General features: G+C 68.8%; 24 protein-coding genes and 1 tRNA gene. 12 read left to right on the top strand and 13 right to left on the bottom strand.

All coding sequences use genetic code 11. The features are described from left to right. Window positions 1-66: 66 nt before the first annotated feature. Entirely contained in the window at window positions 67-777 is a 711-nt protein-coding gene (locus tag ACLBKU_RS09465; protein ID WP_410179304.1) for an NYN domain-containing protein, read from the bottom strand. A 90-nt stretch (window positions 778-867) separates the two neighbouring features. Between ACLBKU_RS09465 and lipA the strand changes: the two genes are divergently transcribed. Together lipA and ACLBKU_RS09455 are read left to right on the top strand one after the other, a co-directional pair. After that, window positions 868-1,839, top strand: coding sequence for a lipoyl synthase (gene lipA, locus ACLBKU_RS09460; RefSeq protein WP_410179303.1), 972 nt, complete (start codon window positions 868-870; stop codon window positions 1,837-1,839). Beyond that, entirely contained in the window at window positions 1,839-2,300 is a 462-nt protein-coding gene (locus tag ACLBKU_RS09455) for a type II toxin-antitoxin system RatA family toxin (protein ID WP_410179302.1), read from the top strand. The genes lipA and ACLBKU_RS09455 overlap by 1 nt, the downstream gene beginning before the upstream one ends. Here ACLBKU_RS09455 and ACLBKU_RS09450 read toward each other — a convergent pair. The 3 genes from ACLBKU_RS09450 to ACLBKU_RS09440 are packed head-to-tail and all read right to left on the bottom strand — an operon-like array spanning window position 2,261 to window position 4,513. Further along, window positions 2,261-2,773 carry a CinA family protein gene (locus ACLBKU_RS09450; protein ID WP_410179301.1) on the bottom strand — a complete coding sequence of 171 codons (513 nt, stop codon included), beginning with the start codon at window positions 2,771-2,773 and terminating at the stop codon, window positions 2,261-2,263. The two genes, ACLBKU_RS09455 and ACLBKU_RS09450, sit on opposite strands and share 40 nt — an antisense overlap. A gap of 4 nt (window positions 2,774-2,777) precedes the next feature. After that, on the bottom strand, window positions 2,778-3,341 hold the full coding sequence (locus ACLBKU_RS09445) for a hypothetical protein (RefSeq protein WP_410179300.1): 564 nt from the start codon (window positions 3,339-3,341) through the stop codon (window positions 2,778-2,780). Between the two features lie 11 nt (window positions 3,342-3,352). Then, a complete protein-coding gene (locus ACLBKU_RS09440) occupies window positions 3,353-4,513 on the bottom strand; it encodes a bifunctional 2-C-methyl-D-erythritol 4-phosphate cytidylyltransferase/2-C-methyl-D-erythritol 2,4-cyclodiphosphate synthase (RefSeq protein ID WP_410179299.1) in 1,161 nt (386 codons plus the stop codon). A gap of 79 nt (window positions 4,514-4,592) precedes the next feature. Here ACLBKU_RS09440 and dusB point away from each other — a divergent pair, with 79 nt between their 5' ends. From dusB to hflX, 7 genes are all read left to right on the top strand, one after another. Then, on the top strand, window positions 4,593-5,609 hold the full coding sequence (gene dusB, locus ACLBKU_RS09435; protein ID WP_410179298.1) for a tRNA dihydrouridine synthase DusB: 1,017 nt from the start codon (window positions 4,593-4,595) through the stop codon (window positions 5,607-5,609). A 3-nt stretch (window positions 5,610-5,612) separates the two neighbouring features. Beyond that, a complete protein-coding gene (locus ACLBKU_RS09430; RefSeq protein ID WP_410179297.1) occupies window positions 5,613-6,713 on the top strand; it encodes a two-component system sensor histidine kinase NtrB in 1,101 nt (366 codons plus the stop codon). Between the two features lie 4 nt (window positions 6,714-6,717). Continuing rightward, complete coding sequence (locus ACLBKU_RS09425) at window positions 6,718-8,160, top strand: sigma-54-dependent transcriptional regulator (RefSeq protein ID WP_410179296.1); 1,443 nt, start codon at window positions 6,718-6,720, stop codon at window positions 8,158-8,160. A gap of 73 nt (window positions 8,161-8,233) precedes the next feature. Beyond that, window positions 8,234-10,459 carry an ATP-binding protein gene (locus ACLBKU_RS09420; RefSeq protein WP_410179295.1) on the top strand — a complete coding sequence of 742 codons (2,226 nt, stop codon included), beginning with the start codon at window positions 8,234-8,236 and terminating at the stop codon, window positions 10,457-10,459. Between the two features lie 40 nt (window positions 10,460-10,499). Continuing rightward, on the top strand, window positions 10,500-11,882 hold the full coding sequence (locus tag ACLBKU_RS09415; RefSeq protein WP_410179294.1) for a sigma-54-dependent transcriptional regulator: 1,383 nt from the start codon (window positions 10,500-10,502) through the stop codon (window positions 11,880-11,882). A gap of 163 nt (window positions 11,883-12,045) precedes the next feature. Continuing rightward, on the top strand, window positions 12,046-12,642 hold the full coding sequence (gene hfq / locus ACLBKU_RS09410; protein WP_410179293.1) for an RNA chaperone Hfq: 597 nt from the start codon (window positions 12,046-12,048) through the stop codon (window positions 12,640-12,642). A 26-nt stretch (window positions 12,643-12,668) separates the two neighbouring features. Next, on the top strand, window positions 12,669-13,961 hold the full coding sequence (gene hflX, locus ACLBKU_RS09405; RefSeq protein ID WP_410179292.1) for a GTPase HflX: 1,293 nt from the start codon (window positions 12,669-12,671) through the stop codon (window positions 13,959-13,961). Between the two features lie 6 nt (window positions 13,962-13,967). Here hflX and mazG read toward each other — a convergent pair whose 3' ends face one another. The 9 genes from mazG to ACLBKU_RS09360 are packed head-to-tail and all read right to left on the bottom strand — an operon-like array spanning window position 13,968 to window position 21,922. Then, complete coding sequence (gene mazG / locus ACLBKU_RS09400; protein WP_410179291.1) at window positions 13,968-14,735, bottom strand: nucleoside triphosphate pyrophosphohydrolase; 768 nt, start codon at window positions 14,733-14,735, stop codon at window positions 13,968-13,970. Window positions 14,736-14,772: 37 nt separating this feature from the next. After that, window positions 14,773-14,970, bottom strand: coding sequence for a hypothetical protein (locus ACLBKU_RS09395; protein ID WP_410179290.1), 198 nt, complete (start codon window positions 14,968-14,970; stop codon window positions 14,773-14,775). Beyond that, window positions 14,967-15,749: an MBL fold metallo-hydrolase gene (locus tag ACLBKU_RS09390; protein ID WP_410179289.1), complete on the bottom strand. Its 783-nt coding sequence runs from the start codon at window positions 15,747-15,749 to the stop codon at window positions 14,967-14,969. Before ACLBKU_RS09390 ends, ACLBKU_RS09395 begins: the two co-directional genes overlap by 4 nt. Beyond that, on the bottom strand, window positions 15,746-16,522 hold the full coding sequence (locus tag ACLBKU_RS09385; RefSeq protein ID WP_410179288.1) for a TatD family hydrolase: 777 nt from the start codon (window positions 16,520-16,522) through the stop codon (window positions 15,746-15,748). Before ACLBKU_RS09385 ends, ACLBKU_RS09390 begins: the two co-directional genes overlap by 4 nt. Further along, a complete protein-coding gene (metG, locus tag ACLBKU_RS09380; RefSeq protein WP_410179287.1) occupies window positions 16,522-18,072 on the bottom strand; it encodes a methionine--tRNA ligase in 1,551 nt (516 codons plus the stop codon). Before metG ends, ACLBKU_RS09385 begins: the two co-directional genes overlap by 1 nt. Further along, window positions 18,065-19,021 (bottom strand): DNA polymerase III subunit delta', encoded by a 957-nt coding sequence (locus tag ACLBKU_RS09375; protein ID WP_410179286.1) that lies wholly within the window; start codon window positions 19,019-19,021, stop codon window positions 18,065-18,067. The genes metG and ACLBKU_RS09375 overlap by 8 nt, the downstream gene beginning before the upstream one ends. Continuing rightward, on the bottom strand, window positions 19,018-19,653 hold the full coding sequence (gene tmk / locus ACLBKU_RS09370; protein ID WP_410179285.1) for a dTMP kinase: 636 nt from the start codon (window positions 19,651-19,653) through the stop codon (window positions 19,018-19,020). The genes ACLBKU_RS09375 and tmk overlap by 4 nt, the downstream gene beginning before the upstream one ends. Then, window positions 19,650-20,825, bottom strand: coding sequence for a D-alanyl-D-alanine carboxypeptidase family protein (locus tag ACLBKU_RS09365; protein WP_410179284.1), 1,176 nt, complete (start codon window positions 20,823-20,825; stop codon window positions 19,650-19,652). Before ACLBKU_RS09365 ends, tmk begins: the two co-directional genes overlap by 4 nt. Window positions 20,826-20,878: 53 nt before the next feature. Beyond that, a complete protein-coding gene (locus ACLBKU_RS09360; protein WP_410179283.1) occupies window positions 20,879-21,922 on the bottom strand; it encodes a lytic transglycosylase domain-containing protein in 1,044 nt (347 codons plus the stop codon). 308 nt (window positions 21,923-22,230) lie between these two features. Here ACLBKU_RS09360 and ACLBKU_RS09355 point away from each other — a divergent pair. The 3 genes from ACLBKU_RS09355 (at window position 22,231) to ACLBKU_RS09345 (ending at window position 25,964) form a co-directional block, all read left to right on the top strand. Next, window positions 22,231-22,320: transfer RNA gene (locus ACLBKU_RS09355), tRNA-Ser, on the top strand. A 134-nt stretch (window positions 22,321-22,454) separates the two neighbouring features. Further along, complete coding sequence (locus tag ACLBKU_RS09350; RefSeq protein ID WP_410179282.1) at window positions 22,455-22,811, top strand: Arm DNA-binding domain-containing protein; 357 nt, start codon at window positions 22,455-22,457, stop codon at window positions 22,809-22,811. A gap of 315 nt (window positions 22,812-23,126) precedes the next feature. Further along, a complete protein-coding gene (locus ACLBKU_RS09345; RefSeq protein ID WP_410179281.1) occupies window positions 23,127-25,964 on the top strand; it encodes a TonB-dependent receptor plug domain-containing protein in 2,838 nt (945 codons plus the stop codon). The last annotated feature ends 39 nt before the right edge of the window (window positions 25,965-26,003 follow it).

The raw sequence follows: 26,003 nt of genomic DNA, 5'->3' as shown, positions 1-26,003 counted from the left end.
GCTTCGCCAGACGCGAATTCGGGGAGCGCCGGGCCGCAAGGTCCGGCGCTCCTTTCGTTTCGCGGGTCAGCGCAGCCGCTTGACGTAGACCTGATTGTCGTCGCGCCGCTCGACCTTGAAGTTGTCGAGTGATGCGAACAGGTCGGACAGGCGCTTGAAGCCGTAGTTGCGCACGTCGAAGCTCGAACGGTTGCCAGCGATCTGTCCGACCTGCTGGAGCAGCGCATAGCCCTCGTCGTCGCGCTTCGCCTCGCGGTAGGCGGCGAGGATCAGTTCCTTGAGGTCCTCGGTGGGCCCCTTATTCTTGGGGCCCGCCGGCGCCTCGTCGAGGGTGCTGGCAATCAGCTCGTCGATGAACAGGAAACGCGTGCACACCGCCCGGAAGGGCTCCGGCGTCTTCTTCTCGCCGAAGCCGTAGACGATGACGCCGTCCTGCCTGAGCCGGGTGACGAGCGGGGTGAAGTCGCTGTCCGAGGTCATGATCCCGAAGCCGTCGACCTTGCCCTGATAGAGGAGGTCGATGGCGTCGATCGTCATCGCCATGTCGGTCGCGTTCTTGCCCTTGGTGAGGTCGAACTGCTGGTGCGGCCGTATGCCGAAGCGGTTGGTGATCGTGTCCCAGCCTGCAAGATTGCCCTTCGCGAAGTTTCCGTAGGCGCGGCGAATATTGACCTGGCCGAGCTCGGCCATGACGGTCAGCACAGGGTCGATCGCATCCGGGCGGGTGTTGTCCGCGTCGATGAGCAGCGCGATATTTCTGAGGGTTGTGTCCGACATCGGCCGAGTATGCAGAACCTGCAAGACGGCTGCAAGGATTGGCACCCGGCCACGCTTGCGGGAGCGCTTCCACGCGCCTAAATGGCCCTGATGAATGACCTCGCCAGCACGCCGCAGCCGTCCGCACCGGAAGAGCGGCCCGCCCGCCAGCGCAAGCCCGACTGGATCCGCGTGCGCGCGCCGGTCAGCGAGGGCTACAACGAGACCCGCCGACTGATGCGCGAATTGAACCTCCACACCGTGTGCGAGGAAGCGGCTTGCCCCAATATCGGCGAGTGCTGGACCAAGAAGCACGCGACGGTGATGATCCTCGGCGACGTCTGCACCCGCGCCTGCGCCTTCTGCAACGTCAAGACCGGGATGCCGCGCGCGGTCGACCCCTTCGAGCCCGAGAACACCGCGATCGCCGCGGCGAAGATGGGGCTCGAGCACATCGTCATCACCTCGGTCGACCGCGACGACCTGCCCGATGGCGGCGCCTCGCAGTTCGTCAAGGTGATCGAGGCGCTGCGCCGCACGACGCCCGCCACCACCATCGAGATCCTCACCCCTGATTTCCGCGGCAAGATGCGCCGCGCGGTCGAGATGATCTGCGAGGCGGGGCCGGACGTCTACAATCATAATCTCGAAACCGTGCCCCGGCTCTATCCCACGATCCGCCCCGGCGCGCGCTACTACGCCTCGCTCCGCCTGCTCGAGGAGGTGAAGGCGCACAACCCGCTGATCTTCACCAAGTCGGGGATCATGCTGGGGCTGGGCGAACAGCGGCTCGAGGTGCACCAGGTGATGGACGACATGCGTTCGGCCGAGGTCGATTTTATCACCATGGGGCAATACCTCCAGCCGACCCCGAAGCACGCGAAGGTTGAGGAGTTCGTCACCCCCAAGGCCTTCGCCGCCTATGGCGCGATCGCGCGGGCCAAGGGCTTCCTCCAGGTCGCGTCGAGCCCGCTGACGCGGTCGAGCTACCACGCCGGCGACGACTTCGCGAAGATGCGCGCCGCCCGCGAGGAGAAGCTCGCCCGCGACGCCGCGCGCTCGGGGGCCAAGGCAAGCGCCTAGTGCCCGGCATCCGCGAAACCCGCCGCCTGCCCTACAGCGCCGAGCAGATGTTCGATCTGGTCGCGGACGTCGGCCGCTATGCCGAGTTCCTGCCCTGGGTGATCGCCACCCGCGTGCGCTCGAACAGCGAGACCGAGATGGTCGCGGACATGATGGTGGGCTTCAAGGCGATCCGCGAAAGCTTCACCTCGCGCGTCGCCAAGCGGCGGCCCGAGGTGATCGACGTGCATTATGTCGACGGGCCGCTGTCGGACCTCGACAATGTCTGGACCTTCCGGCGGGTAGACGATCATACCTGCGAGATCGACTTCCTCGTCGACTTCACCTTCAAGAACCGCATCTTCGAGAAAATCGCGGGCCAGTATTTCGACCGCGCCTTCCGCAAGATGGTCGAGGCTTTCGAGACCCGCGCCGCGGCGCTCTACGGCAGCAGCAGCTCGAGCGCGCAGAGCGTCGCCTGACGCCGGATTTCGGCCCGGCCGTCGGGGCCCTCGCCGCCCTCGAAGAACTTGAGCTCGCCTTCGGGCTCGCCCGTCTCGCCGCGGACCACGCGGGCAAAGACGACGGTGCCGACCGGCTTGTTCGGGGTGCCGCCGCCGGGGCCCGCGACGCCGCTGATCGCCACTGCGACATCGGCCCGGCTGCGGTCGAGCGCGCCCTTGGCCATCGCCCAGGCACAGGCGATCGAGACCGCGCCGAAGGTCTCGATGATGTCGCGGCCGACGCCAAGCATCTCCATCTTGGCCTCGTTCGAATAGGTCACGAAGCCGCGCTCGAGCACCGCCGAGGAGCCGGCGATCTCGGTGATCGCCCCGGCGACCAGCCCGCCGGTGCAGCTCTCCACGGTCGCGACCTTGCGGCCCGCCGCCGCGTTCTCGGCGACGACCCGGGCGGCGAGCGCGGCGATGTCGTCGGGGAGGAGCGAGCGCGCCATCGCCTTACTTCGCCGCGCGCGGCGGCTGCGCGGCGCCGCAGACCGGCGGATTGTCGAGCTTCGCGATCTCGATCAGGAAGGCGACGAGCCCGCCGACATTCTCGCGCGGGAGCGGGCTGTTGAGCTCCATCGCGCGCTCGATCTTGCCGCAGTCGGCGGGCTTGATCTCCTCGGCGATCATCTGCCCGAGCAGCCCGTCGACGAAGGGGCGGACCGTGCTCTCCGGCATGCCGCCGAGCATCTGGCCGATATCGACGCCGCCCGCTTCCTCGCCCGCGCCCTTCTGCGCCATGAACACCTTGATGAGCCGGTAGGCGCCGGGCCAGGCCTTGTCCTGCCCGGCGCGGAACGGCGCCACGAAGGCCTCGCCGCCGGTCGCGATGAAGCCGTTCCTCGCGAGGCGATTGGCGCAGGTGGTGCGCGCCGCGTCGAAGATGATCGGCATGGCGTAGATCGCCGCGTCCGAGACGTCGGCCGGGGCGACGCAGGCCTGCTGCTGCGCCTGCGCGGCCTGAGCCGAGGCGAGCGCGGCGAGCGCGAGGGCGGGAGCGATCAGGCGTCGGGTCATGCGGGTTCTCCTCAGGCGGTGCGGGTGACGAGGACGATGGCCTGTGCGGCGATGCCCTCGCCGCGGCCGGTGAAGCCGAGTTTCTCGGTGGTGGTGGCCTTGATGCTCACCGCGTCCTCGCCGACCCCCATCAGCCGGGCCACCTCGGCGCGCATGGCGGGGCGGTGCGGGCCGATCTTCGGAGCCTCGCAGACGAGGGTGAGGTCGATATTGGCGATCGTGTAGCCTGCCGCGCGGGCGAGGGTGACGGCGTGTTCGAGGAACCGCCCCGAGCGCGCGCCGCGCCACTGCGGGTCGCTCGGCGGGAAGTGCGTGCCGATGTCGCCTTCGCCGACCGCGCCGAGCACCGCATCGGTGATCGCGTGGAGCGCAACGTCGGCGTCGGAATGCCCGGCAAGGCCCTTGTCGTGGGGGATCAGCACGCCGCCGAGCCACAGCTCCTCGCCCGCCTCGAGACGGTGGACGTCGAAGCCCTGTCCGATGCGGAAGGCGGGTGCGGCGGATTGGTCCATGAGGTCCTCGGCAAAGGTGATCTTCCTGAGGCGCTCGTCGCCCGCGACCAGCGCCACGCTGCCCCCGTGTGCCATGAGCACCTGCGCGTCGTCACCCGCATCGGTTGGCCCTTGCCAGACGCGGTGGGCGCCGAGGATCGCGGGGTAGCGGAACGCCTGCGGGGTCTGGACGCGGCGCAGGCGCTCCCGCTCCGCCTTGCCGGCCATGCGCTCCGAGGCGTCGGCGAGGGCGATGCTGTCGACCACCGGCAGGACCGGGATGGCGCCCGGATCGCTCTCGAGGGCAACGAGCAGCCGGGCGATCACGTCGCGCGGCAGGTCGGGGCGGGCGGCGTCGTGGATCAGCACACGCTCGGGCGCGGCCGCGGCGAGTGCCTCGAGCCCGGCGCGCACCGAGTCCTGCCGGGTCGCGCCGCCGTCGACGAAGCGCACCCCCGCGATGCCCGCCAGCGCGGCCTCGGCTTCGGCGCGGGTATCGGGGGCGATCACCACTACGAGCAGATCGGCACCCGCGCGTGCGAGCGCCTCGACCGACCAGCGGATCACCGGTTTGCCGCGCAAGTCCCTGAACTGCTTGGGCCTGTCTCCCCCAACGCGCAAGCCCTTGCCAGCCGCCACGACGATCGCGGCAAAGGAGGGAAGGGGAGCGGCGCTGTCCATCGGGGCGTTCGCTTAGGGTCTGGACGGGCTCTCGGCAATCCACTAAGCGCATGCTCAATTTTTAGGCAACTTTGCGTCGATGACCCCGCTTCCCCCTCCGCCGGCCCTCAGGCCGATCGCCATCGGCCCGGTCACGGTCGCCGAGCCGGTCGTGCTCGCGCCGATGACCGGCGTCACCGACATGCCGTTCCGCACTTTGGTGCGCCGCTACGGCTCGGGGCTCAACGTCACCGAGATGGTGGCGAGCGAGGCGGCGATCCGCGAGACCCGCGTCAGCACTCAGAAGACGGCATGGGATCGGATCGAGGAGCCGGTCTCGATGCAGCTCGTCGGCTGCGATCCCGCCAGCATGGCCGAGGCGGCGAAGATCCAGGAAGGCAACGGCGCGGCGATCATCGACATCAATTTCGGCTGCCCGGTGCGCAAGGTCGTCGGCCAGTTCGCCGGCTCCGCGCTGATGCGCGAGGTGCCGCTCGCGGTCCGCCTGATGGAGGCGACAGTCAAGGCGGTGAAGGTCCCGGTGACGGTCAAGATGCGGATGGGCTGGGACCACAACAGCCTCAACGCCCCCGAACTCTCGCGCATCGCCGAGGATCTGGGCGTCCAGATGATCACCGTTCACGGCCGCACCCGCAACCAGATGTACAAGGGGAGCGCCGACTGGGCCTTCGTCCGCAAGGTCAAGGAGGCGGTTGGCATCCCCGTTATCGTCAACGGCGACATCTGCTCCATCGCCGACGCCGCCAAGGCGCTCGAGCAATCGGGCGCGGACGGGGTGATGATCGGCCGGGGCGCCTATGGCAGGCCGTGGCTGCTCGGGCAGGTGATGCACTGGTGGCGCACCGGCGAGGCGCGCCCGGCACCCGGGATCGACGAGCAATATGCGCTCGTCGTCGAGCACTACAACCGGATGCTCGACCACTATGGCCGCGACACCGGCGTCAAGATGGCGAGGAAGCACCTCGGGTGGTACACCAAGGGTCTCCACGGCTCGGCCGAGTTCCGCAACCGGGTCAACTTCATCGACGACGCGGGCGAGGTGCTCGGCGAGATCGAGCGCTTTTACGCCCCCTTTCTCATGCAGCAGGCGGCCTGAGGCGTGGCGAGCGCCGCGAGCGGGTTCGACGAGGGCCGCCCGGACGCGCGCGCGCAGCTCGCCGGGCTGATCTTCGCCCTCGTGCTGGTCGACCCTGAAGGGCGCATCGCCGAGGTCAACCACGCCGCCGAGGACCTGCTCGGCACCAGCGCCAGCCGGCTCGTCGGCACCCGGCTCACCGAGCGCATCGGGCCGCTCGATCCGCGGGTCGAGGCGCGCCTCACCGCGAGCGACGAGGCGCTGGTCGCGCGCGACCTCACGGTCCGGGTCGGCCCGCAGGAGGCGCGCATCAACCTCACCGCCTCGCCGCTCGGCGGCTATCCGGGATGGCGGGTGGTGACGCTCTCGCAGATCGGTCACGACGAGGCCGGCCCCGGCGGCGGCGAAGCGATGCTCGGCGCGCCGGCGGTGCTCGCGCACGAGATCAAGAACCCGCTCGCCGCGATCCGCGGGGCGGGGCAGCTCGCCGCGCGAAAACTGCCGCACGCCGACAAGAAGCTCGCGCGGATGATCACCGACGAGGTCGACCGGATCGCGCGGCTGATCGACCGGATGCAGCAGCTGGGCAGCACCCGGCCCGGCCCGGTCGATGCCTGCAACCCGCACGAGGCGATCCGCGCCGCGGTCGCGACGATGCGCGCGGCAGGCGGCGAGGGCGGGACGATCGATATCCGCGAGGAGTTCGACCCCTCGCTGCCGCCGGTGCTCGCCAACCGCGACGCGCTCGAACAGGTGCTCATCAACCTCGTGTTCAACGCCCGCGATGCCGCGCTGGCCAACGCCGGGGGGAAGCAGGGCGGGGTGATCGTCGTCCAGACCCGCTTCGTCAGCGGCCTCGCCTTCAGCGCAATCCGCAACGGCCGCGCGGTGCCGCTGCCGATCGAGATCACCGTCAGCGACAATGGTGCGGGCGTCGATCCGGCGCTGCGCGACCACGTCTTCGAGCCCTTCGTCTCCTCCAAGCCCTCGGGGCAGGGCCTCGGCCTGTCGCTGGTGAGGAAGCTGGTGCGCGACATGAACGGCAACGTCAGCCACGACCGCGACCAGCGCCAGGGGCTCACCAACTTCCGCCTGCACCTGCCGCAGGCGCCTGACGCAGTCTGAGCCTATGCCCGCGCACAGCGATCCGATCCTGCTGGTCGAGGACGACACCGCGATCGCCACGGTGATCATCGCCGCGCTCGAGGACGAGGGCTTCGCCATCGCCCATTGCACCAGCATCGCCGCGCGCGATCGGCAGCTCGCGGGGCGCAGCTTCGCGGTGATGCTCACCGACGTGATCCTCGAGGACGGCGACGGCCTTGCCAGCCTCGCCGCGGTGCGCGAGCGCGCGCCCGAGATGCCGGTGATCGTGCTCTCGGCGCAGAACACCCTCGATACCGCGGTCCGCGCGAGCGAGAGCGAGGCCTTCGAATATTTCCCCAAGCCCTTCGACCTCGACGAGCTGGTCCACGCCGTGCGCCAGGCGGCGGGCGCGCGCGCACCCTCGAGCGACGAGGGCGGCGCGGCGCTCGCGGGGGGCGAGGGCGAGAAGATGCCGCTGGTCGGGCGCAGCCCGGCAATGCAGGGCGTCTACAGGATGATCACGCGCGTGCTGCGCAACGATCTCACCGTGCTTGTCACCGGCGAGAGCGGGACCGGCAAGGAGCTCGTCGCCGAGGCGATCCACGAGCTCGGCAACCGGCGCACCGGGCCCTTCGTCGCGGTCAACACCGCCGCGATCCCCGCCGACCTCGTCGAGAGCGAGCTGTTCGGCCACGAGAAGGGCGCCTTCACCGGCGCCATCGCCCAGGCGATAGGCAAGTTCGAGCAGGCCAATGGCGGGACGCTGTTCCTCGACGAGATCGGCGACATGCCCGCCGAGGCGCAGACCCGGCTGCTGAGGGCGCTGCAATCGGGGCGCATCCGGCGCGTCGGCGGACGGCAGGAGATCGCGGTGAACGTGCGGATCATCGCGGCGACCAACCGCGACCTCACGCCGATGATCGCCGCGGGGACCTTCCGCGAGGACCTGTTCTACCGTCTCAACGTCGTGCCCATCGTGCTCCCGCCCTTGCGCGAGCGGCGCGAGGACATCGCCGCGCTCGCCCAGCACTTCCTGGTGCTCGCCGCGGAGGACGGGTTGCCGCGCCGCGTGCTCACCCCAGAGGCGATCGAGCGGCTCGAGGTGCGCAGCTGGCGCGGCAACGTGCGCGAGCTGCGCAATGTCGTCTATCGCCTCGCCCTGATGGCGCGCGAGGAGCGGATCGACGCCGACGCGGTGGGCGACATCATCGGGCCCGAGGTCACCCTTTCCGCCGTCCCGGCCGGCGAGGGGCAGGCGGGCTTCGGCGCGGCGCTCGCCGGTTGGCTCGCCGCCGAGAGCCCGCCGCCGGGCGCGCTCTACCACCGTGCGCTGGCGGCTTTCGAGAAGCCGCTCATCGAATATGCGCTGGGCCGCACCGGCGGGAACCAGCTGCGCGCGGCCCAGTTGCTCGGGATCAACCGCAACACCCTGAGGAAGCGCATCGGCGAGCTCGGGCTGGAGCCCGACCGCTTCTCGGCCTCCTGACGGCGCAATCGCACAGGGCCTTCGTCAGATTGCCCTTGCAAAACTGCCACACCGTTGTTGTAAAGCGGCAACGATGGAGCAATCCCCGCCCCGCACCGCGAACCTCGTTCCCCGTCAGCCGCCGCGCTGGTGGCGGCGTTTCGTGCTGGCGGCGCGGCGGGCGAACATCTTCCTGTGGCTCGAAGGCCTCGCGGTCGTCGCGCTGGTCGCGGCGATCATCGCGACCTGGTCGGCCTACAGCCGCACCGGAGCGCCCGACGACCTTCTGCCGACGATGCAGGTCTCGGCGCTGCTGATGGCGACGCTGGTCCCCGCGATGATGCTGCTGGTGCTGATCGGCCGCCGCCTCGCGCTGCGCCGCGCGGCGGGCAGCACCGCGCGGCTCCACGTGCGTCTCGTGTTCTTCTTCTCGATGGTCGCCGCGGTGCCGACGTTGCTCGTCGCCGGGTTTGCCGCCTTCCTGTTCCAGACCGGGGTCGACTTCTGGTTCTCCGACGAATCCCGCGGGCTGATGGAGAACGCCAATGCGCTCGCCAAGAACTACTACGATGCCAACCAGCGCGACGTCGAGCAGAACTCGATCATCATGGCCGCCGACATGCGCGACACGCTGGTGCGGGTGCCGATCACCGATCCCGATTTCCCCGATTTCTACCTCTACCAGGCGCAGGGCCGCGAGATCTCCGAGAGCGCGATCCTCCAGCGCATGTCGGACGGCTCGTTCCGGACCGCCTTCGCCTTCAATCTGCCGCAGGACACCGGGCACCTCCAGTTCAGCCGCGAGGCGGTGCCCCGGCTCGATCGCGGCGACCCGGCGGTGGTGGTGGGCAGTCCGGAACGGATCGAGGCGCTGGTGCCGATCGACGCGCAGTCGGGCATCTACCTCTACAACGCGCGCACCACCGAGGAGTCGATGTTCAACTCGTGGTCGCGCGCGCAGTCGATCGTCACCGCCTACGACCGGCTGACGGGAAGCGCGCGCACGCTCCAGCTGCGTTTCAACATCGCGCTCGTCGGGGTCAGCCTGCTGCTGGTGAGCCTCGCGATCTGGTTCGGCCTGCGTTTCGCCGATCGCCAGGTCGAGCCGCTGACCGCGCTGGTGGGGGCGGCGCGCAAGGTGGGGCAGGGGAACTTCGCCCTGCGACTGGAAGGGCGCACCGGGGCGGACGAGATCGGGCTCCTCAACCGCGCCTTCAACCGCATGACCGCGCAGCTCGAGAAGCAGACCCAGGCGCTGGTCAGCGCCAACCGCCAGATCGACGACCGCCGCGCCTTCACCGAGGCGGTGCTCGAATCCGTCACCGCCGGGGTCGTCTCGGTCGATGCCGAGACCATTGTGACGCTGATGAACTCCTCCGCGCAGGCGCTGCTCGCCCCGCCCGGCGCGCCGCCGCTCACCGGCCAGTCGCTCGTCGCGGTCTCGAGCGAGCTCGCGCGGGTCATCGCCGAGGGCAAGGAGCGCGCCGTCGTCACCCATGCCAAGGGCACCGAGCTCCTCACCCTCGCGGTCAAGGTCGCGCCGGGCAAGAGCGGCCACGTCATCACCTTCGAGGACATCACCCGTCAGCTGCTCGACCAGCGCCAGGCGGCGTGGTCCGACGTCGCGCGGCGGATCGCCCACGAGATCAAGAACCCGCTCACCCCGATCCAGCTTGCCACCGAGCGGCTGAAGCGGCGCTACCGCAAGCAGGTCGGCGAAGAGGACCGGGACCTGTTCGACGACCTGACCAGCACCATCGTCCGACAGGTCGGGGACCTCAGGACGATGGTCGACGAGTTCTCTTCCTTCGCGCGCCTCCCCAAGCCGGTGTTCCGCGACGAGGACGCGCTCGACCTCGTCCGGCAGGCGGTGTTCCTGCAGGAAGTCGCCCACCAGGGGATCGCCTTCTCCGTCGATTCCAGCGACCTTGCCGACCGCGAGGTGCGCTGCGACCGTCACCAGTTCGGACAGGCGATGACCAACGTGCTCAAGAACGCGGTCGAGGCGGTCGAGGCGAGGGCGCTCGAGGCGAAGGGCGCCTTCGCCGGCACCATCGGCGTCACCGTCAGCGATGACGGCGAGGCGATCGTCATCACCGTCGAGGACAACGGCGTCGGCCTTCCCGCCAATCCGGAGCGGCTCACCCAGCCCTATGTCACCACCCGCGAGAAGGGCACCGGCCTCGGCCTCGCGATCGTCAACAAGATCGTCGACGAGCACGGCGGCGACATGAGCTTCGCCAGCGCGCCCAGCGGCGGCACCCGCGTCACCCTGCGCTTCGCCCGCGATCCTCTCCCTGTCGAGGGCGAGGGCGCATGAACCCGTCTCTCCCCCTGCCTCCCGCCGAAGGACCTGCCCGATGGCTCTCGAAATCCTGATCGTCGACGACGAGCGCGACATCCGCGAACTGGTGGCCGGCGTGCTCGGCGACGAGGGCTATGCCTGCCGCACCGCCGCCGACAGCACCGAGGCGCTCGCGGCGATCGACGAGCGTCGCCCCTCGCTCGTGCTGCTCGACGTCTGGCTGCACGGCAGCCAGATGGACGGGCTCGAGCTGCTCGACGCGATCAAGGCGCGCGAGCCGAACCTTCCCGTCATCATCTTCTCGGGCCACGGCAACATCGACACCGCGGTCGCGGCGGTCGGGCGCGGGGCGATGGACTTCATCGAGAAGCCCTTCGAGGCCGAGCGCCTCCTCTTGCTGGTCGAACGCGCCACCGAAACCGAGCGGCTGCGGCGCGAGAACTCGCGCCTGCGCGAAGGGAGCTGGGGCAGCGCCGAGTTCACCGGCAACTCGCCCGCGATCAACGCCGTGCGCGCAACCCTGAAGCGGGTCGCCAGCACCGGCAGCCGCGTGCTCATCTCGGGACCTGCGGGCGCGGGCAAGGAGGTCGCCGCGCGCCTGCTCCACGCCTGGAGCGCGCGCGCCAACGGAGCCTTCGTGCTCGTCAACTCGGCACGGATCACGCCCGAGCGTTTCGAGCAGGAGCTGTTCGGCGAGGAAGTGAACGGCAAGCAGGTGCGCCCCGGCCTCCTCGAGATGGCCGACGGAGGCACGCTCTATCTCGACGAGATCGCCGACATGCCGCTCTCCACCCAGGCGCGCATCCTGAGGGTGCTCACCGACCAGAGCTTCGTGCGCGTCGGGGGCACGCGGCAGATCGGGGTCGACGTGCGGGTCGTCTCCTCGACCACCCGCGACCTCACGGTGGAGATGGCCGAGAAGCGCTTTCGCGAGGACCTGTTCTACCGCCTCAACGTGGTGCCGGTGACGATCCCCTCGCTCGCCCAGCGGCGCGAGGACATCCCTGCGCTCGCAGAGCATTTCTTCACCCGCTACTCGAACGACCAGGGCCTTGCGCCGCCGGAGATCGCGGCCGAGGCGATGGCGGCGCTCCAGGCCTATGATTGGCCGGGCAATGTGCGCCAATTGCGCAATGTGGTGGAGCGCACGATCATCATGACGCCGCGCGAGCGGCTCGGCACTGTCGAGCCCGACATGCTCCCGCCGGAGATCGTCGGCGGGCAGATCGGGCTCGCCAGCGACAGCCTCTCGGCGATCATGGGCGTGCCGCTCCGCGAGGCGCGGGTCAGCTTCGAACGGGAATATCTCTCGATCCAGATCCGCCGCTTCTCGGGCAACATCTCCAAGACCGCGAGCTTCATCGGCATGGAGCGTTCCGCGCTGCATCGGAAGCTCAAGCTGCTCGGCATGGCCGACCGCCGCGACGACGAGGAGTGAACGCGCCGGGCCGGCCCCGGAAATTTGCGTCAAATCAAGCCTTGTCGGGCGGCGGTGCAGTCGCCATTATGAACCAGTGCACGGTCGCCGCCTTCGCGTTTCGCGGCAGCCTCATACCCCGCGGACCGCACAAAGCGGCCGCCAAGAACAAGGAGCCACGACCATGTCCAGCGGGCGAACGCTCTCTCCGCGTCCGATCAAGCGCGCCGCCCCGCCCAGCGAGGCGCGCAGCGAGGCGGAAGCCAAGTCCGGCGGCACCACCGCGACCCGGCCCGGCAATCTCCAGGACGCCTTCCTCAACCTGCTGCGCAAGAACAAGATTCCCGTCACCATGTTCCTGGTGAAGGGCGTCAAGCTGCAGGGCATCGTCACCTGGTTCGACAATTTCTCGATCCTGCTGCGCCGCGACGGCCAGTCGCAGCTCGTCTACAAGCACGCGATCAGCACCATCATGCCCGGCCAGTCGCTAGACCCGGCGCAGTTCGGCAGCCAGTCGGGCGGACGCAAGCAGAAGCTCCTCCAGGACGTGTTCCTGAGCCGCGTTGCCGAGGCCGAGGTTCAGGTCACGATGTTCCTGGTGAACGGCGTGATGCTCCAGGGGCGCATTGCCGCCTATGACCTGTTCTGTATGCTGCTCGAACGCGACGGCGCAGTGCAGCTTGCCTACAAGCACGCCGTCTCGACCATCCAGCCTGCCTCGCCGGTCGACCTCAGTGTCGACGACGAGGATGACGGCGAGCATGACGGGATAGACGACTGAGCTTCGACAGCGATTTCCAGGACGAGGTGACCCGCGGTGCGCGGGCCATCGTCCTGTGCCCCGACATCCGCGCGCTGCGCTACGATCTCGACCCGGCCGAGCGCCTCGCCGAGGCCGAGGGGCTGGCGCTCGCGATCGGCGTGGTCATCGCTCATTCGGCGATCCTGCCGGTGCGCCAGATGCAGCCCAACACCCTGTTCGGCTCGGGCCAGGTCGAGAACATCGGCATCTGGTGCGAGCAGCACGAGGCGGAGCTGGTGATCGTCGACGGTGCGCTGACCCCGATCCAGCAGCGCAACCTCGAGGACCGGCTCAAGCGCAAGGTGATCGACCGCACCGGGCTGATCCTCGAAATCTTCGGCGAGCGCGCGGCGACGGCGGAAGGCCGCTTGCAGGTCGAACTGGCGCATCTCGATTACCAGCAGAGCCGCCTCGTGCGCAGCTGGACCCACCTTGAACGCCAGCGCGGCGGCTTCGGCTTCCTCGGCGGCCCGGGCGAAACCCAGATAGAGGCCGACCGCCGGATGATCCGCCAACGCATGGGTCGGCTCCGGCGCGAGCTCGATCAGGTGCGGAAGACCCGCCAGCTCCATCGCGACCGCCGCGGCCGTGCGCCCTGGCCGGTGGTGGCGCTGGTCGGCTACACCAACGCGGGAAAGTCGACGCTCTTCAACCGCTTGACCGGGGCCGAGGTGATGGCCGAGGACCTGCTCTTCGCGACGCTCGATCCGACGATGCGCGCGATCGGCCTGCCCGGGGTGGAGAAGGCGATCCTCTCCGACACGGTGGGCTTCATTTCGGACCTGCCGACCCAGCTCGTCGCCGCCTTCCGCGCGACGCTGGAGGAAGTGACCGCAGCCGACGTGATCTGCCACGTGCGCGACATGGCGAACCCCTCGCACGCCGCGCAGAAGAAGCAGGTGCTCGACGTGCTCGCCGACCTCGAGGTGGTCGATGCCGAAACCGGGGCGAGCGCGATCCCGATCCTCGAAGTCTGGAACAAGTGCGACCTTTTGAGCGCTGAAAGCCTTGCAGAATTGCGCGAGGCGGGGGAGGGGCAGGGGGCCGTGATCCTGTCCGCGGCGACGGGGGAGGGGGTGGATCTCCTCGAGGCCGAGCTCGCGCGCCTGCTCACCGGCGGCGCGCAAGAGGTGAGCTTCATCCTCCCGGTCAGCGACGGGCGGCGCATCGCCTGGCTCCACGCGCACGGCGATGTGCTCGGCGAGGAGGATGCGGGCGAGGGCGACGGCGGCCCGTTGCGGCGGCTGACGGTGCGGCTAAATCCCAAGGAGCTGGGGCAGTTCGCGAGCCTTGTCTGAGGCTTGTCAGGCTTTCTTGACCTGCTGCCAGAGCTCCTCCTGGGCCTCCAGCGAGAGTGTGGCGAAGTGCTCCGGCCCGGCGAGGGCCTCCATCGCCCGGAAGCGCCGCTCGAACTTGAGGTTGGCGGCACGCAGGGCCTCCTCGGCGCTGATCCCGTGGGCGCGGACGAAGTTGACGACCGCGAAGATGAGGTCGCCGGCTTCCTCGACGCGGGCCTCATCGGAAGGCGCGGTCTTCAGCTCGGTGATCTCCTCGGCGATCTTCGCCTCGGAGCCCGAGGGATCGGGCCAGTCAAAGCCGGTGCGCGCCGCGCGCTTCTGGAGCTTCTCGGCGCGCATCAGCGCCGGCAGCGCGAGCGCCACGCCGTCGAGCGCGCTGGTCACGCCCTTGGCGGCGCGCTCCTCGGCCTTGAGGTCTTCCCAGCGCGTCTCGTCCATCGTCCCGCCGGCAGCAGCGAAGATGTGCGGGTGGCGCGCCTCCATCTTGTCGGCAATCGCGTCGGCGACCTCGGCGAAGGCGAAGTGGCCGGCTTCCTCGGCCATGCGCGCGTGGAAGACGACTTGAAGCAGGAGGTCGCCGAGTTCTCCCTTGAGCTCGGCCATGTCGCCGCGCGCGATCGCGTCGGCGACCTCGTAGGCTTCCTCGATCGTGTAAGGCGCAATGGTCGCGAAATCCTGCGCGAGATCCCATTCGCAGCCGCGCTCCGGATCGCGCAATCGGGCCATGATCGCGATCAGACGGTCGATAGGGGACTGGTCAGGGTTGTCGCTCATCCGATCCTCAAGATGGATAATATATATTATGTAAAATCTAGAGCAGCGCCGCGGCGGTGCCCTGCGCCACCTGGAACCATGCGACGAGGACATAGAGCCCGAGGAAGATCGCGAGCCAGATCAGCCCCATCTTCAGCATCTGGCTCCACCCGAGCCGGAAGGACGCGACCGCGCTGCCGGCGATCACCAGCCAGCCGAGGCCCGCGATCACCGGCAGCACCAGGTCGGCATTCATGCGACCAGCTCCAACCCGTCATATCCCACGGTGACGAAGTCCGGCACCTCGGCGCACAGCGCGCCGTAGTCCATGCTCTTGTCGAGATGGCTCAGCACAACGCGGCCCGCGCGGCTCCGCTCTCCGAGCTCGATCGCCATGCCGAGATGCGCATGGGTCGGATGCGGCTCGCGGCGCAGGCAGTCACTGACGAGGATGTCGACCTTATGGAACAGATCGACCATCTCGTCGGATATCGCACTGAAATCGGTGGCATAGCCGATGCTCTTCCCATCGGCTTCGAAGCGATAGGCGGTGGTCTCCCCGGGTCCGTGCGCCATCTGGCACCAGTCGACCCCGAAGCCCGCGATCATCCGCAGCCGATCCAATGTGTCGAGCGTGCAGATCGTCGGATAGCCGTCCTGCCCGGCGAAGACATATCCGAAGCGCTGTCGTAACCGCCGCACCGTCTCGGTCGCCGCGAAGCCCGGGATCGGCCCGCCGCGCCCGTAGCGCAGCACCCTCAGATCGTCGATGCCGTGGCAGTGATCGGCATGGTCGTGCGTCCAGAACACCGCGTCGATATGCCCGATGCGGTTCGCGAGCAGCTGCGCGCGGCAATCGCTCGAGGTGTCGACCAGCAGCCGCTTGCCTTCGTCGCTCTCGACCATGATCGAGACCCGCGTGCGGCGGTTCCGCGGCTCGGCCGGGTCGCAGTCGCCCCAGTCGCCCGCGCCGTCGGGCCCGCCCAGCCGCGGCACCCCGGTCGAGGTGCCCGAGCCGAGCATCACCAGCTTCACGGGCGCGCCTTGGTGAAAAGGTTGAGGAAATTGGCGGTGGTGACCCGCTCCAGATGTTCCACATCCGTTCCGCGCAAACCCGCTACGAAGGCGGCGGTGTCGGCGACATAGGCTGGCTCGCACACCCTCCCCCGATGCGGGACGGGGGCAAGGAACGGGCTGTCGGTCTCGACCAGCAGCTTGTCCTCGGGAATGATCTTCGCGACTTCCTGCAGCTCCTTGGCGTTCTTGAAGGTGACGATCCCCGAGAGCGAGATCGTCAGCCCCAGCGCCAGCACCTTGTCGGCGAAGTCCGCCGAGGCGGTGAAGCAGTGGATCAGCGCGGGAAAGGCCCCCTTCCCCATCGCCTCGGCGAGGATGGCGTGCGTGTCCTCCTCGGCGTCGCGGGTGTGGATGACGAGCGGCAGCTGCGTCTCGCGCGCGACGTCGATATGCATCCGGAACAGCGACTTCTGCGCCTCGCGATCCGACTTGTCGTAATAGTAGTCGAGCCCCGTCTCGCCGATCGCGATCACCTTGGGGTGGCGCGTCGCCTCGAGCAGCGCGGCGCGGCCGAGGTCCTGATGGGCGTCCGCCTCGTGCGGGTGGATGCCGACGCTGGCGAAGACGTCGCTCTCGCGCGCGGCTGTGCCGACCACCTGCTCCCACTCGGACTGGCGGGTCGAAATGTTGAGAAAGGCTCCCACCCCCGCTGCCCGCGCGCGCTCGAGCACGCCCTCACGGTCCTCGACGAGGCCCTTGTACTCGAGGTGGCAGTGGCTATCGACCAGCATCAGGCGGCCTCTTCGGCGGGCAGCTCGAGCCGAGGGAAGAGCGGGGTCGGCGGCGCGACGGTGAAGCTGTCGGCGACGAGGCGGTTGAACCACTCGCTGTCGGCGATGGCCGCATAGCCGCGCTCGCCCTCGGGAATTCCGAGCTGGTCGAGCAGCGCCGCGGCCTTGGCCGGGATCACGGGCTGGATGGCGATGGCAAGGTCGCGCAGCGCCATGAACAGCGTCTGGAGCACCGCCTTCATCCGCTCGGGATCGGTCTTCTTGAGGCCCCAGGGCGCCTGCTCGTCGACATACTGATTGCAGGCATAGACCGCGCGCATCCAGGCCTCGATCCCGGTCGAGAAGGCAAGCTCCTCGAATTCGCCCACCAGTTCCTCGGCGCAGGCCTTGCGGACCTGCGCGAGGAGCGCCGCGTCTGCCTCGGCCTGTTCGAAGGCCTCGAGTTTTCCGTCCATGTTCTTCGCGATCATCGACAGGGTGCGCTGCGCGAGGTTGCCGAAGGAGTTAGCAAGCTCGGCATTGGCTCGCAGAACAATGGCTTCGGGTGAATAGCTGCCATCCTGTCCGAAGGCGACCTCGCGCAGCAGGAAGTAGCGCAGGGCATCTACGCCGAAGCGTTCCGCAAGGTCGAGCGGGTCGGTGACGTTACCGAGCGACTTCGATTCCTTCTGCCCGCGATTGAGCAGGAACCCATGCCCGAACACCCGCTTGGGGAGCGGCAGATTGGCGCTCATCAGGAAGGCCGGCCAGTAGATCGTGTGGAAGCGCACGATGTCCTTGCCGATGAGGTGCAGGCTCGCCGGCCACAGGTCGCCCATGTCTTCGGGATAGCCGAGCCCGGTCAGGTAGTTGGTGAGCGCGTCGACCCAGACATACATGACGTGCCCCTCGCTGCCGGGCACCTTCACCCCCCAGTCGAAGGAGGTGCGGCTGACCGAGAGGTCGCGCAGGCCCTGCTCGACGAAAGCGATCATCTCGTTGCGGCGGCTCGCCGGCTCCAGGAAGCCGGGGCTCTTCAGCAAGTCAAGCAGTTGGTCCTGATACTTCGAAAGCCGGAAGAACCAGCTCTCCTCGATCGTCCACTCCACCGGGGTGCCCTGCGGGGAGAGCTTCTCGCCCCCCTCGCCGAGGGCGAGTTCGCTCTCGTCGTAATAGGCCTCGTCGCGCACCGAGTACCAGCCCTCGTAGCGGTCGAGATAGAGGTCGCCGGCGGCCTCCATCGCCTGCCAGATTGCCTCGCTGGCGCGGTGGTGGTCCGGCTCGGAGGTGCGGATGAAACGGTCATAGGACACGTTCAGAGCGTCGCACATCGCTCTAAAATACCCGGACATTTCATCCGCGAGATCGGCGGGGGTGCGACCCTGTTCCTCGGCCTTGCGGGCCATCTTGAGGCCGTGTTCATCGGTGCCGGTCTGGAACCGCACGCGGCGGCCGCGGAGGCGCTGGAAGCGCGCGATCACGTCGGCGGCGATCGCCTCGTAGGCGTGGCCGATGTGGGGCCTGCCATTGGGGTAGCTGATGGCGGTGGTGATATAGAAGGGGTCAGCCATGGGCCGGTTCGCTAGCCGGGGCGGCGGCGACAAGCAAGGTGCCGATCTCGAAGGGGAGCATGCCGGGGTCGAAATTGGCCGTCGGGGCCTCGGCGGCGAGCTGCACCAGCGCAGCATGGGTATCGATCAGCCGGAGGCGCCGCTCCGGATCCTCGGTCGTGCGCGCGGCGCGGGCGGTGAGCGACTGGGCGAGTTCGAGCACCGCCTGCATCCGCTCGCGCTCGGCGCGCGGACCGATCAGCCGGGCGAGTTCGCCGCGCCCGGTCATCCCGCTGTCCCCGCTCGCGAGCAGCCCGGCAATGACCCGCGCGATCGGCGCGAGGTCGAGCTCGGCAAAGCGCAGCGCCGCGCCGAAGGAGCCCTCGGCGGCGGCAATCGCCTGGATGTCGGGCACCACCCCCTCCTCCTCGAGCATCCGGGCGAGCTGATCGTCGCTCAGCACCGGGAAGCGCAGCGTGCGGCAGCGCGAGCGGATCGTCGGCAGGAGCCGCGCCGGGCGGTGGGTGACGAGCAGGAAGAAGGTGCCCGCGGGCGGCTCCTCGAGGCTCTTCAAGAGCGCGTTGGCGGCCGATTTCTCCATGTCGTCGGCGGGATCGATGATGATTGCGCGGCGGCTCCCCAGCGTCGGGCGGGTGACGAGCCGCTTCTGCATCGCGCGGATCTGCTTGATGCGGATCGAGCGGGCGAGCTCGAAGGGCTTGCCGTCGGCCTGTGCCTTCTCGGCCTTCTCGTCCTTGGGGCCATAGGTGAGGATGATGATGTCGGGGTGATCGCCCGCGGGCTGGGGGACGCCCGGCTCGGCGACCAGCTCGCGCGCGGCGGCGAGGGCGAAGTCGCGCTTGCCGAGACCCGCCTTGCCCGCGAGCAGCCATCCGTGGTGCATCCGCTCGCCTGCGAGCGCATCGCGCCAGGCGCGCCATGCCTCGGCATGGTTGGGCCAGCGCGTCACGGGATCAGGTCCGCGATGGCGGCGAGGATGCGGGCGTGGACCTCCTCAGGCGAGCCGAGAGCGTCGATCCGCGCGAAGCCCTGCGGGTCCGCTTCGGCGAGCGCGTGGAAGGCGGCGGCGACGGCGCGGTGATAGGCGGCGGAGCGCCCCTCGATGGCGTCGGCCGCCGCGCCCCGCGCCGAGAGCCGGCCCGCGAGCGCGGCCTCCTCGGCTTCGAGGAGGATCACCCGGTCGGGCCTGAGGCCATCGCTGCCGAAGGCGTGGAGCGCGGTGACGGCGGCGTCGCCGAGGCCCCCCGCCCCGCCCTGATAGGCGCGGCTCGAATCGACGAAGCGGTCGCAGATCACCCATTCCCCGCGGGCGAGCGTCGGGCGGATCAGGCGGGCGACATGATCGGCGCGGGCGGCTGCGAAGAGCAGCGCCTCGGCCTCAGGCGTCCAGCCCGCCTCGCCGGGGGGATGGAGCAGCAGGCTGCGGATCGCTTCGGCGCCGGGCGTGCCGCCGGGCTCGCGGGTAACGACGACGCCGAGCCCGCGCGCGCGCAGCGCCTCGGCGAGGAGGCGCGCCTGGGTCGACTTGCCCGCACCCTCCCCGCCCTCGAAGGCGATGAAGCGGCCCTGCGCGAGGCTCACGAGAACAGCCCCGCCACGGCGTTGACGATGCGGTCGAGCGGCCCCGCGGTCGCGACCGCCTCGGCGGCGTAGAGCGGGATGCGCGCCGGGGAGACGCCGGGCGCGGTCACCTCGAGCACCGCCACCTCCTGCCCGGCGGCAAGCGGGGCGCGCAGCGGGCCCTCGTAGCGGATCGTCGCGGTGAGGCTCGGCGTGGCGCCCTTGGGCAGATCGATGGTGACCGGCCCCGCCGCCTTGAGCGCGACATGGCGCGTCCCGCCGTCCTGCACCCGCGCCTCGCCGATCACCGCGCCGGGCGCGAAGAGCTGGCGGCGGTCGAAGGCGGCGAAGCCCCACTCGACATAGGCCTTGGCGAGCTTGGCGCGCAGCCGCCCGTTCTCCACGCCAGCCAGCACCAGCACCAGCCGCTGCCCATTTCGGCGCGCGGTGCCGAGGTAGGAGAAGCCGGATTCGTTGGTGAAGCCGGTCTTGATCCCGTCCGCCCCGGGCACGCGGCCGATCATCGGGTCGTGGTTGGCCTGCGCGATCCCTTTGTAATCGAACCCCATCCGGCCGATGTAGTAGCCGAACTCGTCCGGATGGCGGGTGATCAGCGCCCGGGCGAGCGTTACGAGGTCGCTCGCGGTGGTGAAGGTCCGGCCCTCGTCGGGAAAGCCGTTGGGCGAGTGGAAGTGGCTCCCGGTCATGCCGAGCCCCCAGGCGGTGCGGTTCATCGCCGCGGTCCAGGCCGCAACCGAGCCCGCCTGCCCGTCCCCCAGCACCGCCGCGCCGTCGTTCGCGGAGACATTGGCGATGCCGAGCAGCAGGTCCTCGACCCGTACCCTTTCGCCCGCATCGAGGAACATCGTCGAGCCCTTGCGCCGCCAGTCGCGCGCGACTTCGGGGCGCACCTCGAAGACCTGGTCGGGGTGGAGGCGCCCCGCCTTCATCAGCTCGAAGGCGAGGTAGAGCGTCATCACCTTGGTCACCGAGGCGGGCATGAAGCGCCGGTCGGGGTTGCGGGCGTGGAGCACCTGCCCGGTGCCGAGATCGACGAGCAGCGCGACCGGGGCCTCGAGCGCGGTCGGGATCGCGGGGACCACCCGCCCCGGATCGGGCACGCTCGCCTGCGCCGGGAGCGCGAGGGAGAGCAGGGCGGCAAGGGCAATCAGGGGCTTCAGCGTCGGGAGCATCACGGCGCCGGCTATACCCACCCCTCCCCCGCTTGGCGAGGCGGGGCGCCCGCTCAGTTCACGATTTCGTCGGCAAGCAGTCCCACGGAGAGGGCGTAATAGCTCGAGCAATTGTACTCGAGGATCACCCGGTAGTTGCCGGTGAGGAGCCAGGCCGGGGTGCCCGGGCCATCGGGCTGGAAGAACGCCGCCATGACGTCATCGCTCAAGGGGCGCTGGGGGGTGACGCCGAGCGCCCGCCACTCGGCGACGGTCATCCACCGGCTGAGGCGCTCGTGGACCCGCGGGCAAACCGGGGAGACCAGCCGGGTGCGGTAGGCCGCCCCGTCGAACCCCTCCGCCACCGCGGCGCGCACCCCCCACGGCTGCCCCGGCCGCCAGCCGGCGTCGCGGAAATAGTTGGCGATCGAGGCGAAGGTGTCGGCCCTGTTGGAGAAGATGTCCGCGCGCCCGTCTCCATCACCGTCAGCGGCGAGGCGCAGGTAGATGCTCGGCAGGAACTGCGGGTTGCCGAAGGCCCCCGCATAGCTCCCCACCAGCTGCGAGCGGTCGTAGCCCCGCTCGGCGATCTTCATGAGCGCGACGAATTCCCCGGCGAAGAGCTCGCGGCGGCGGCCCTCCCAGGCGAGGGTCGCGAGGCTGCGGGCGAGGTCGAACTCGCCCTTGACCCGGCCATAGCTGGTCTCGTGCCCGAAGATCGCGACGAGGATCGGACCCGGCACGCCGTATTGCGCCTCGACCTGCGCGAGGAGCTCGCGGTGCTGGCCGTAGACCGCGCGCCCGCCCCCGATCCGCGCCGCGTCGACATGGGCCGCGATATAGCCCGACATCGGCGGATAGCCGCGCGACGTGGCGCTGCCGGGCTGGTTGGCGTCGAGCGCGATCACCCGCGGATTGGGGGTGAGCCCCGCCGTCATCCGCTCGATCGTGTCCTCGCGCACGCCTTCCGCCCTCGCCCGCGCCTTGAGCAGCTCGAGATAGGCGTCGAAGGGCAGGCCGTCGGCGCTCACGCCCTGCGCCGCGACGGGGAGCGAGGCAGGGGGCGCACCGAGCGCCGCGAGCGCCAGCGCGGCGGCGGAAAGGAGGCGGGGAATCATCGGCCTAGGGATGTCACACCTTGCCTGAATTCCCAACAACCGAACTGGGGATGATCTGCGGCGCGGGTTCCTTTTCGCTCGACCCGCCGCAGGACCCTCGTCGACACGATCGGCAGCGCGATTGTTTCACGTGAAACGTCGAGAGCAACGCGCTTTACAGCGGGTCTGGAAGGGGCTGGAGGGGGTCTGACGGGGGTCTAAGCGGGGCTAGACGATGCGTGACAGAAGGCTGGATGGCACCGACGCACAGCTCGCAATGCACAGGAGCGTGACAACCCCGCCGTTCGGCGCTAGCCGACTGCGGCATAGGACAGGTGGCCGAGTGGTTTAAGGCAGCGGTCTTGAAAACCGCCGTAGGTGCAAGCCTACCGTGGGTTCGAATCCCACCCTGTCCGCCACCGGCCATTCCCGCACACTCTATGCCGACAAAATCCAAGGACTACCTTGGTTCAGTCGGTGATTCGGGTCCCACGCCATCCCTGCCAAACCTCGGGCGTCCGATTGGATTTATGGGAATTCGCGTGGGAGAATCATGGCCATGGGAAGGCTCTCTGCAACGACTGTGAAATCGGCAAGCCGGCCGGGAAGACTCGGTGATGGCGAAGGCCTTTATCTGGTGGTGACCGGGTCGGCGACCGAGAGCTGGATGGTGCGGGTTCAGAAGCACGGGATGCGGCGCAACTTCGGTCTGGGCAGTGCGTCCAAGCTATCCGCTAGCTGTAGCAAGCGAACGGGTGCGCGAGATCGGGACCTGGGTCGAGCCGGGACTGGACCCGTTGTTCGGGCGGCGGAAGGCGCAAGGCGTAGGCCCCACCGGCAAACGGAGAGTGAGATCGCCAAGCATGCGATAAAGCCCTGGCCCTCGGAGGCGAAGCCGGCGGGCGATTGAACGCTGTTGCGCCAGATAGCAGGTGGCTCGCAAGAATCTTGCACCCCACAGGTATCCATGACATATTCGCCAGATGGTCAGCTTGTTTTTCTGTCCCGCCACTGGCCAAGTGGCTGTGCGACGGTCGGTCGAGTATCACCTCACCGACTGGTTCAACGAGTGATCCTCCACCGCGCGGGATAGGCGCGGATCGATCGCAGCGAGTGGCGCCGTGGCGCGACGCTGCACTCCACCACAGGTCCGGGCTCTCTCTCGCTGATCCGCCTCGCGGCCGCGCGCCGTGCTTCAGGGTTTCAGGGGGTTAATCTCATGTCATTGCAAACACCGCTTTATCGCGGCGCGCTGCGCGTCGCCTCCATTCTGCTTGCCGGCGTTGCCACGCCCGCTCTGGCTCAGGCCGAGGCGCAGCCGGCCGATGCCCAAGCTGACGTCAGCGCCACCACCACAGAACAGTCCGCCGAAGAGGGGCAAACCATCACGGTCACCGGCAGCCGCATTGCCGGCTTGCCCAAAGACGGGCCGGTCCAGACGCTGACCGTGACGCGGGACGATATCGTCCAGTCGGGCGCCGGCACGATCATCGAAGTGCTGCAAGACCTGCCCGTCACCAGCGGCGGCGGCCAGACCTTCTCCACCGCGACCGCCGGTGCGCTGTCCTCCGACACGCCGGTCGGCGCTTCGGCGGTATCGCTGCGGGGACTTGGTGCCTCCTCCACCCTCACGCTCATCAACGGACGCCGCGCCCAGATCAGCGCCTTCGCGCGCGGGCAGGAGAGCTTCATCGATGCCAGCTCCATTCCCCTCGCCGCGATTGAGCGGGTCGAGGTGCTGCCGTCCGGCGCATCGGCGATCTACGGTGCGGACGCCGTGGCGGGGGTCGTCAACTTTGTGCTGCGCGAGGATTTCAAGGGGCTGGAGCTGTCCGGCTCCTACGGCAATTCCACCGCCGGGACAGACGAAGGCCGCTTCAATATCTCCGGTGTGTTCGGTGCCCAATTGGGTGAGCGCAATTCGGTGATGCTGGTGGTCGATTATTTCCGCCGCAATCCCTTCTTCCTGCGCGACCGGGCGATCAGCCGCAACAGTTTCAGCCCGAGCCAGCAGGGCTTCTTCCCGAGCTTCAACGATCTGTTCCTGCAGACCAACGACCAGACCGAGGGACCGGGGAACGGCGGCTGCGCGCCCGAGGATTTCGGGGTCGGCAACCTCGGCGAGTTCTGCGAGGTCAACAACAACGCCTTCGTCTCGGCCAATGACCGGCTGGAAACGCTGGGCGGGTTGTTTACCCACCAGTTCCGCATCACCGACGGTCTGACCTGGTACAACGATGTCATCTACCAGCGCGTCCGTTCGCGCGGGGTCAGCAGTCCGGCCAACTTCAGCCGCGCGCCGGTCGACCCCGAAAACCCGTTCTGGCCTGCCGCGCTCAAGCAGGACATCGTCGACGAAGCCGGGGTGGACGACTTCAGCGAATTCTTCGGCTTCCCGATCTTCGCCTGGGGCAAGGTGCCCGAGCCGCGCGGGGTCGAGGTCGAATCCGACAGCTACCGGATCACCTCCGGCCTCAAGGGCGACCTGACCGGCGATTGGGACTTCGATGTCGCCTTCCTGTTCGGCGGCAATGACCGGGTGCAACGCGGAACCTCCGGGCTTTACCGGTCGGGCGCGTTCTACGATCTCAACCTCGGCAACATCTGCACCGACGGCAGCCGGGTGAACCGCTGGACGGTCAACGCGGCCCGGCCGAGCGCGCGCTTTGTCGGCAATACCTGCGAGGGCTCCGGCAAATCGACCCTGTGGTACAACCCCTTCGGCGGTCAGACCGAGCAGGAGGATGGCGTGCTCGACCTGCTGGAAACGCAGGCCGAACGGCGCGGCAAGTCGCGGCTCTATGCGCTGGATGGCTTCGTCAATGGCACGGTGCTCGATCTGCCGGCCGGCCCGGTCAAGGCTGCGTTCGGCGGCGAATTCCGGCGCGAAACGCTGAGCGATGTGCCCTCGGGCCTTGCGGTCGCGACACCGACCAACCCCGATCCGATCCTCGGCTTCTCGTCCACCAGCGCCGATGCCACGCGCAACAACTGGTCCGTGTTCGGGGAGTTCTACGTCCCGGTGACCGAGACCTTCAACCTGCAACTGGCCGCGCGTTACGACGATTTCCAAGGCTTCGGCAGCGACTTCAATCCCAAGGTCTCGGCGCGCTGGCAGCCGGTGGAGTGGCTCGCCCTGCGGGGCAATTACTCGACCAGCTTCCGCGCGCCTTCCCTCGCGCAAAGCGGGGCGGGGGTGTTGCTGTCGTCCTATCGCGTCGATTGCCGGGCCACGCCGCAGGCCTGCAACAACAACGCCAACGCCACCGGCCAGGCGCTGCTGTCCGAGGACGTCGGCAACCCCAATCTCGAAGCGGAAAATGCGCGCAGCTTCGGCGGCGGGGTGGTGTTCCAGCCGAGCAATGCGATCGAACTGCTGATCGATTACTGGAACATCCGGCACGAAAATCTGGTCGGCATCGACGAGGATGATTTCATCCGCCGCGCGCTGGCGGGGGAATTCCCGGTGGTCGGTTCCGGCCTGCTGCCGACCGGCTCACCCGGGCTGGAGGTGACCAACGGCTTTGTGTCCGACGCGCATTTCCAGATCACCAATCTCGGCTTCCAGAAGACCGACGGGATCGATGTCGCCTACACCCACCGCTTCCCCGAAGGCCCGCTCGGGCTGTTCACGTTGACCGCGGACGTGACCCACATCCTCAACTTCGACCGGCAGGCGTCGCCCTCCAGCCCGGTTGAACGGCTGGCGGGCGATTACCTCTATCCCGACTGGGTGGGGACGGCCCGGCTGCGCTGGCGCAAGGATGCATGGCGTGCTTCGGTCGCAGGGTTCTACACCAGCGGCTATCGCGACGATCCGACCAACCGCACGCTCGATGCGCTCGGCCTTCCGCGTGACGGGGAATACTTCGTCGACGACTACATCACCTTCGACCTCGCCGTGAGTTACGATTTCGCCGAAGGCAGCTTCGTGCAGCTGGCGGTGCGCAACGTGCTTGACGAGGATCCCCCGCTGGTGCTCGGTTCGTCGTCCAATGTCGACCTGTTCAATCACGATCTCATCGGTCGGTTTGCCACGGTCAGCATCGTGACGCGGTTCTGAGCCACGGTGAGGGTCGCACCACCCGGGCCTCGCGCGTCA

The organism is Erythrobacter sp. NE805, from assembly GCF_046452355.1.
In the GTDB taxonomy this organism is placed as follows: domain Bacteria; phylum Pseudomonadota; class Alphaproteobacteria; order Sphingomonadales; family Sphingomonadaceae; genus Erythrobacter.
Note: the sequence above shows the minus strand (reverse complement) of the source record. Positions and strands in the feature narration are given on the sequence as shown.

What these genes read in the sequence shown, in the direction of transcription:
- ACLBKU_RS09365 (WP_410179284.1), bottom strand. Translation starts at nt 20,825, where the DNA reads ATGCTCCCGACGCTGAAGCCCCTGATTGCCCTTGCCGCCCTGCTCTCC.
- ACLBKU_RS09385 (WP_410179288.1), bottom strand. Translation starts at nt 16,522, where the DNA reads ATGCTGGTCGATAGCCACTGCCACCTCGAGTACAAGGGCCTCGTCGAG.
- ACLBKU_RS09450 (WP_410179301.1), bottom strand. Translation starts at nt 2,773, where the DNA reads ATGGCGCGCTCGCTCCTCCCCGACGACATCGCCGCGCTCGCCGCCCGG.
- ACLBKU_RS09445 (WP_410179300.1), bottom strand. Translation starts at nt 3,341, where the DNA reads ATGACCCGACGCCTGATCGCTCCCGCCCTCGCGCTCGCCGCGCTCGCC.
- dusB (WP_410179298.1), top strand. Translation starts at nt 4,593, where the DNA reads ATGACCCCGCTTCCCCCTCCGCCGGCCCTCAGGCCGATCGCCATCGGC.
- ACLBKU_RS09425 (WP_410179296.1), top strand. Translation starts at nt 6,718, where the DNA reads ATGCCCGCGCACAGCGATCCGATCCTGCTGGTCGAGGACGACACCGCG.
- ACLBKU_RS09395 (WP_410179290.1), bottom strand. Translation starts at nt 14,970, where the DNA reads ATGAATGCCGACCTGGTGCTGCCGGTGATCGCGGGCCTCGGCTGGCTG.
- ACLBKU_RS09420 (WP_410179295.1), top strand. Translation starts at nt 8,234, where the DNA reads ATGGAGCAATCCCCGCCCCGCACCGCGAACCTCGTTCCCCGTCAGCCG.
- mazG (WP_410179291.1), bottom strand. Translation starts at nt 14,735, where the DNA reads ATGAGCGACAACCCTGACCAGTCCCCTATCGACCGTCTGATCGCGATC.
- metG (WP_410179287.1), bottom strand. Translation starts at nt 18,072, where the DNA reads ATGGCTGACCCCTTCTATATCACCACCGCCATCAGCTACCCCAATGGC.
- ACLBKU_RS09465 (WP_410179304.1), bottom strand. Translation starts at nt 777, where the DNA reads ATGTCGGACACAACCCTCAGAAATATCGCGCTGCTCATCGACGCGGAC.
- ACLBKU_RS09360 (WP_410179283.1), bottom strand. Translation starts at nt 21,922, where the DNA reads ATGATTCCCCGCCTCCTTTCCGCCGCCGCGCTGGCGCTCGCGGCGCTC.
- lipA (WP_410179303.1), top strand. Translation starts at nt 868, where the DNA reads ATGAATGACCTCGCCAGCACGCCGCAGCCGTCCGCACCGGAAGAGCGG.
- ACLBKU_RS09350 (WP_410179282.1), top strand. Translation starts at nt 22,455, where the DNA reads ATGGCCATGGGAAGGCTCTCTGCAACGACTGTGAAATCGGCAAGCCGG.
- ACLBKU_RS09440 (WP_410179299.1), bottom strand. Translation starts at nt 4,513, where the DNA reads ATGGACAGCGCCGCTCCCCTTCCCTCCTTTGCCGCGATCGTCGTGGCG.
- ACLBKU_RS09415 (WP_410179294.1), top strand. Translation starts at nt 10,500, where the DNA reads ATGGCTCTCGAAATCCTGATCGTCGACGACGAGCGCGACATCCGCGAA.
- hfq (WP_410179293.1), top strand. Translation starts at nt 12,046, where the DNA reads ATGTCCAGCGGGCGAACGCTCTCTCCGCGTCCGATCAAGCGCGCCGCC.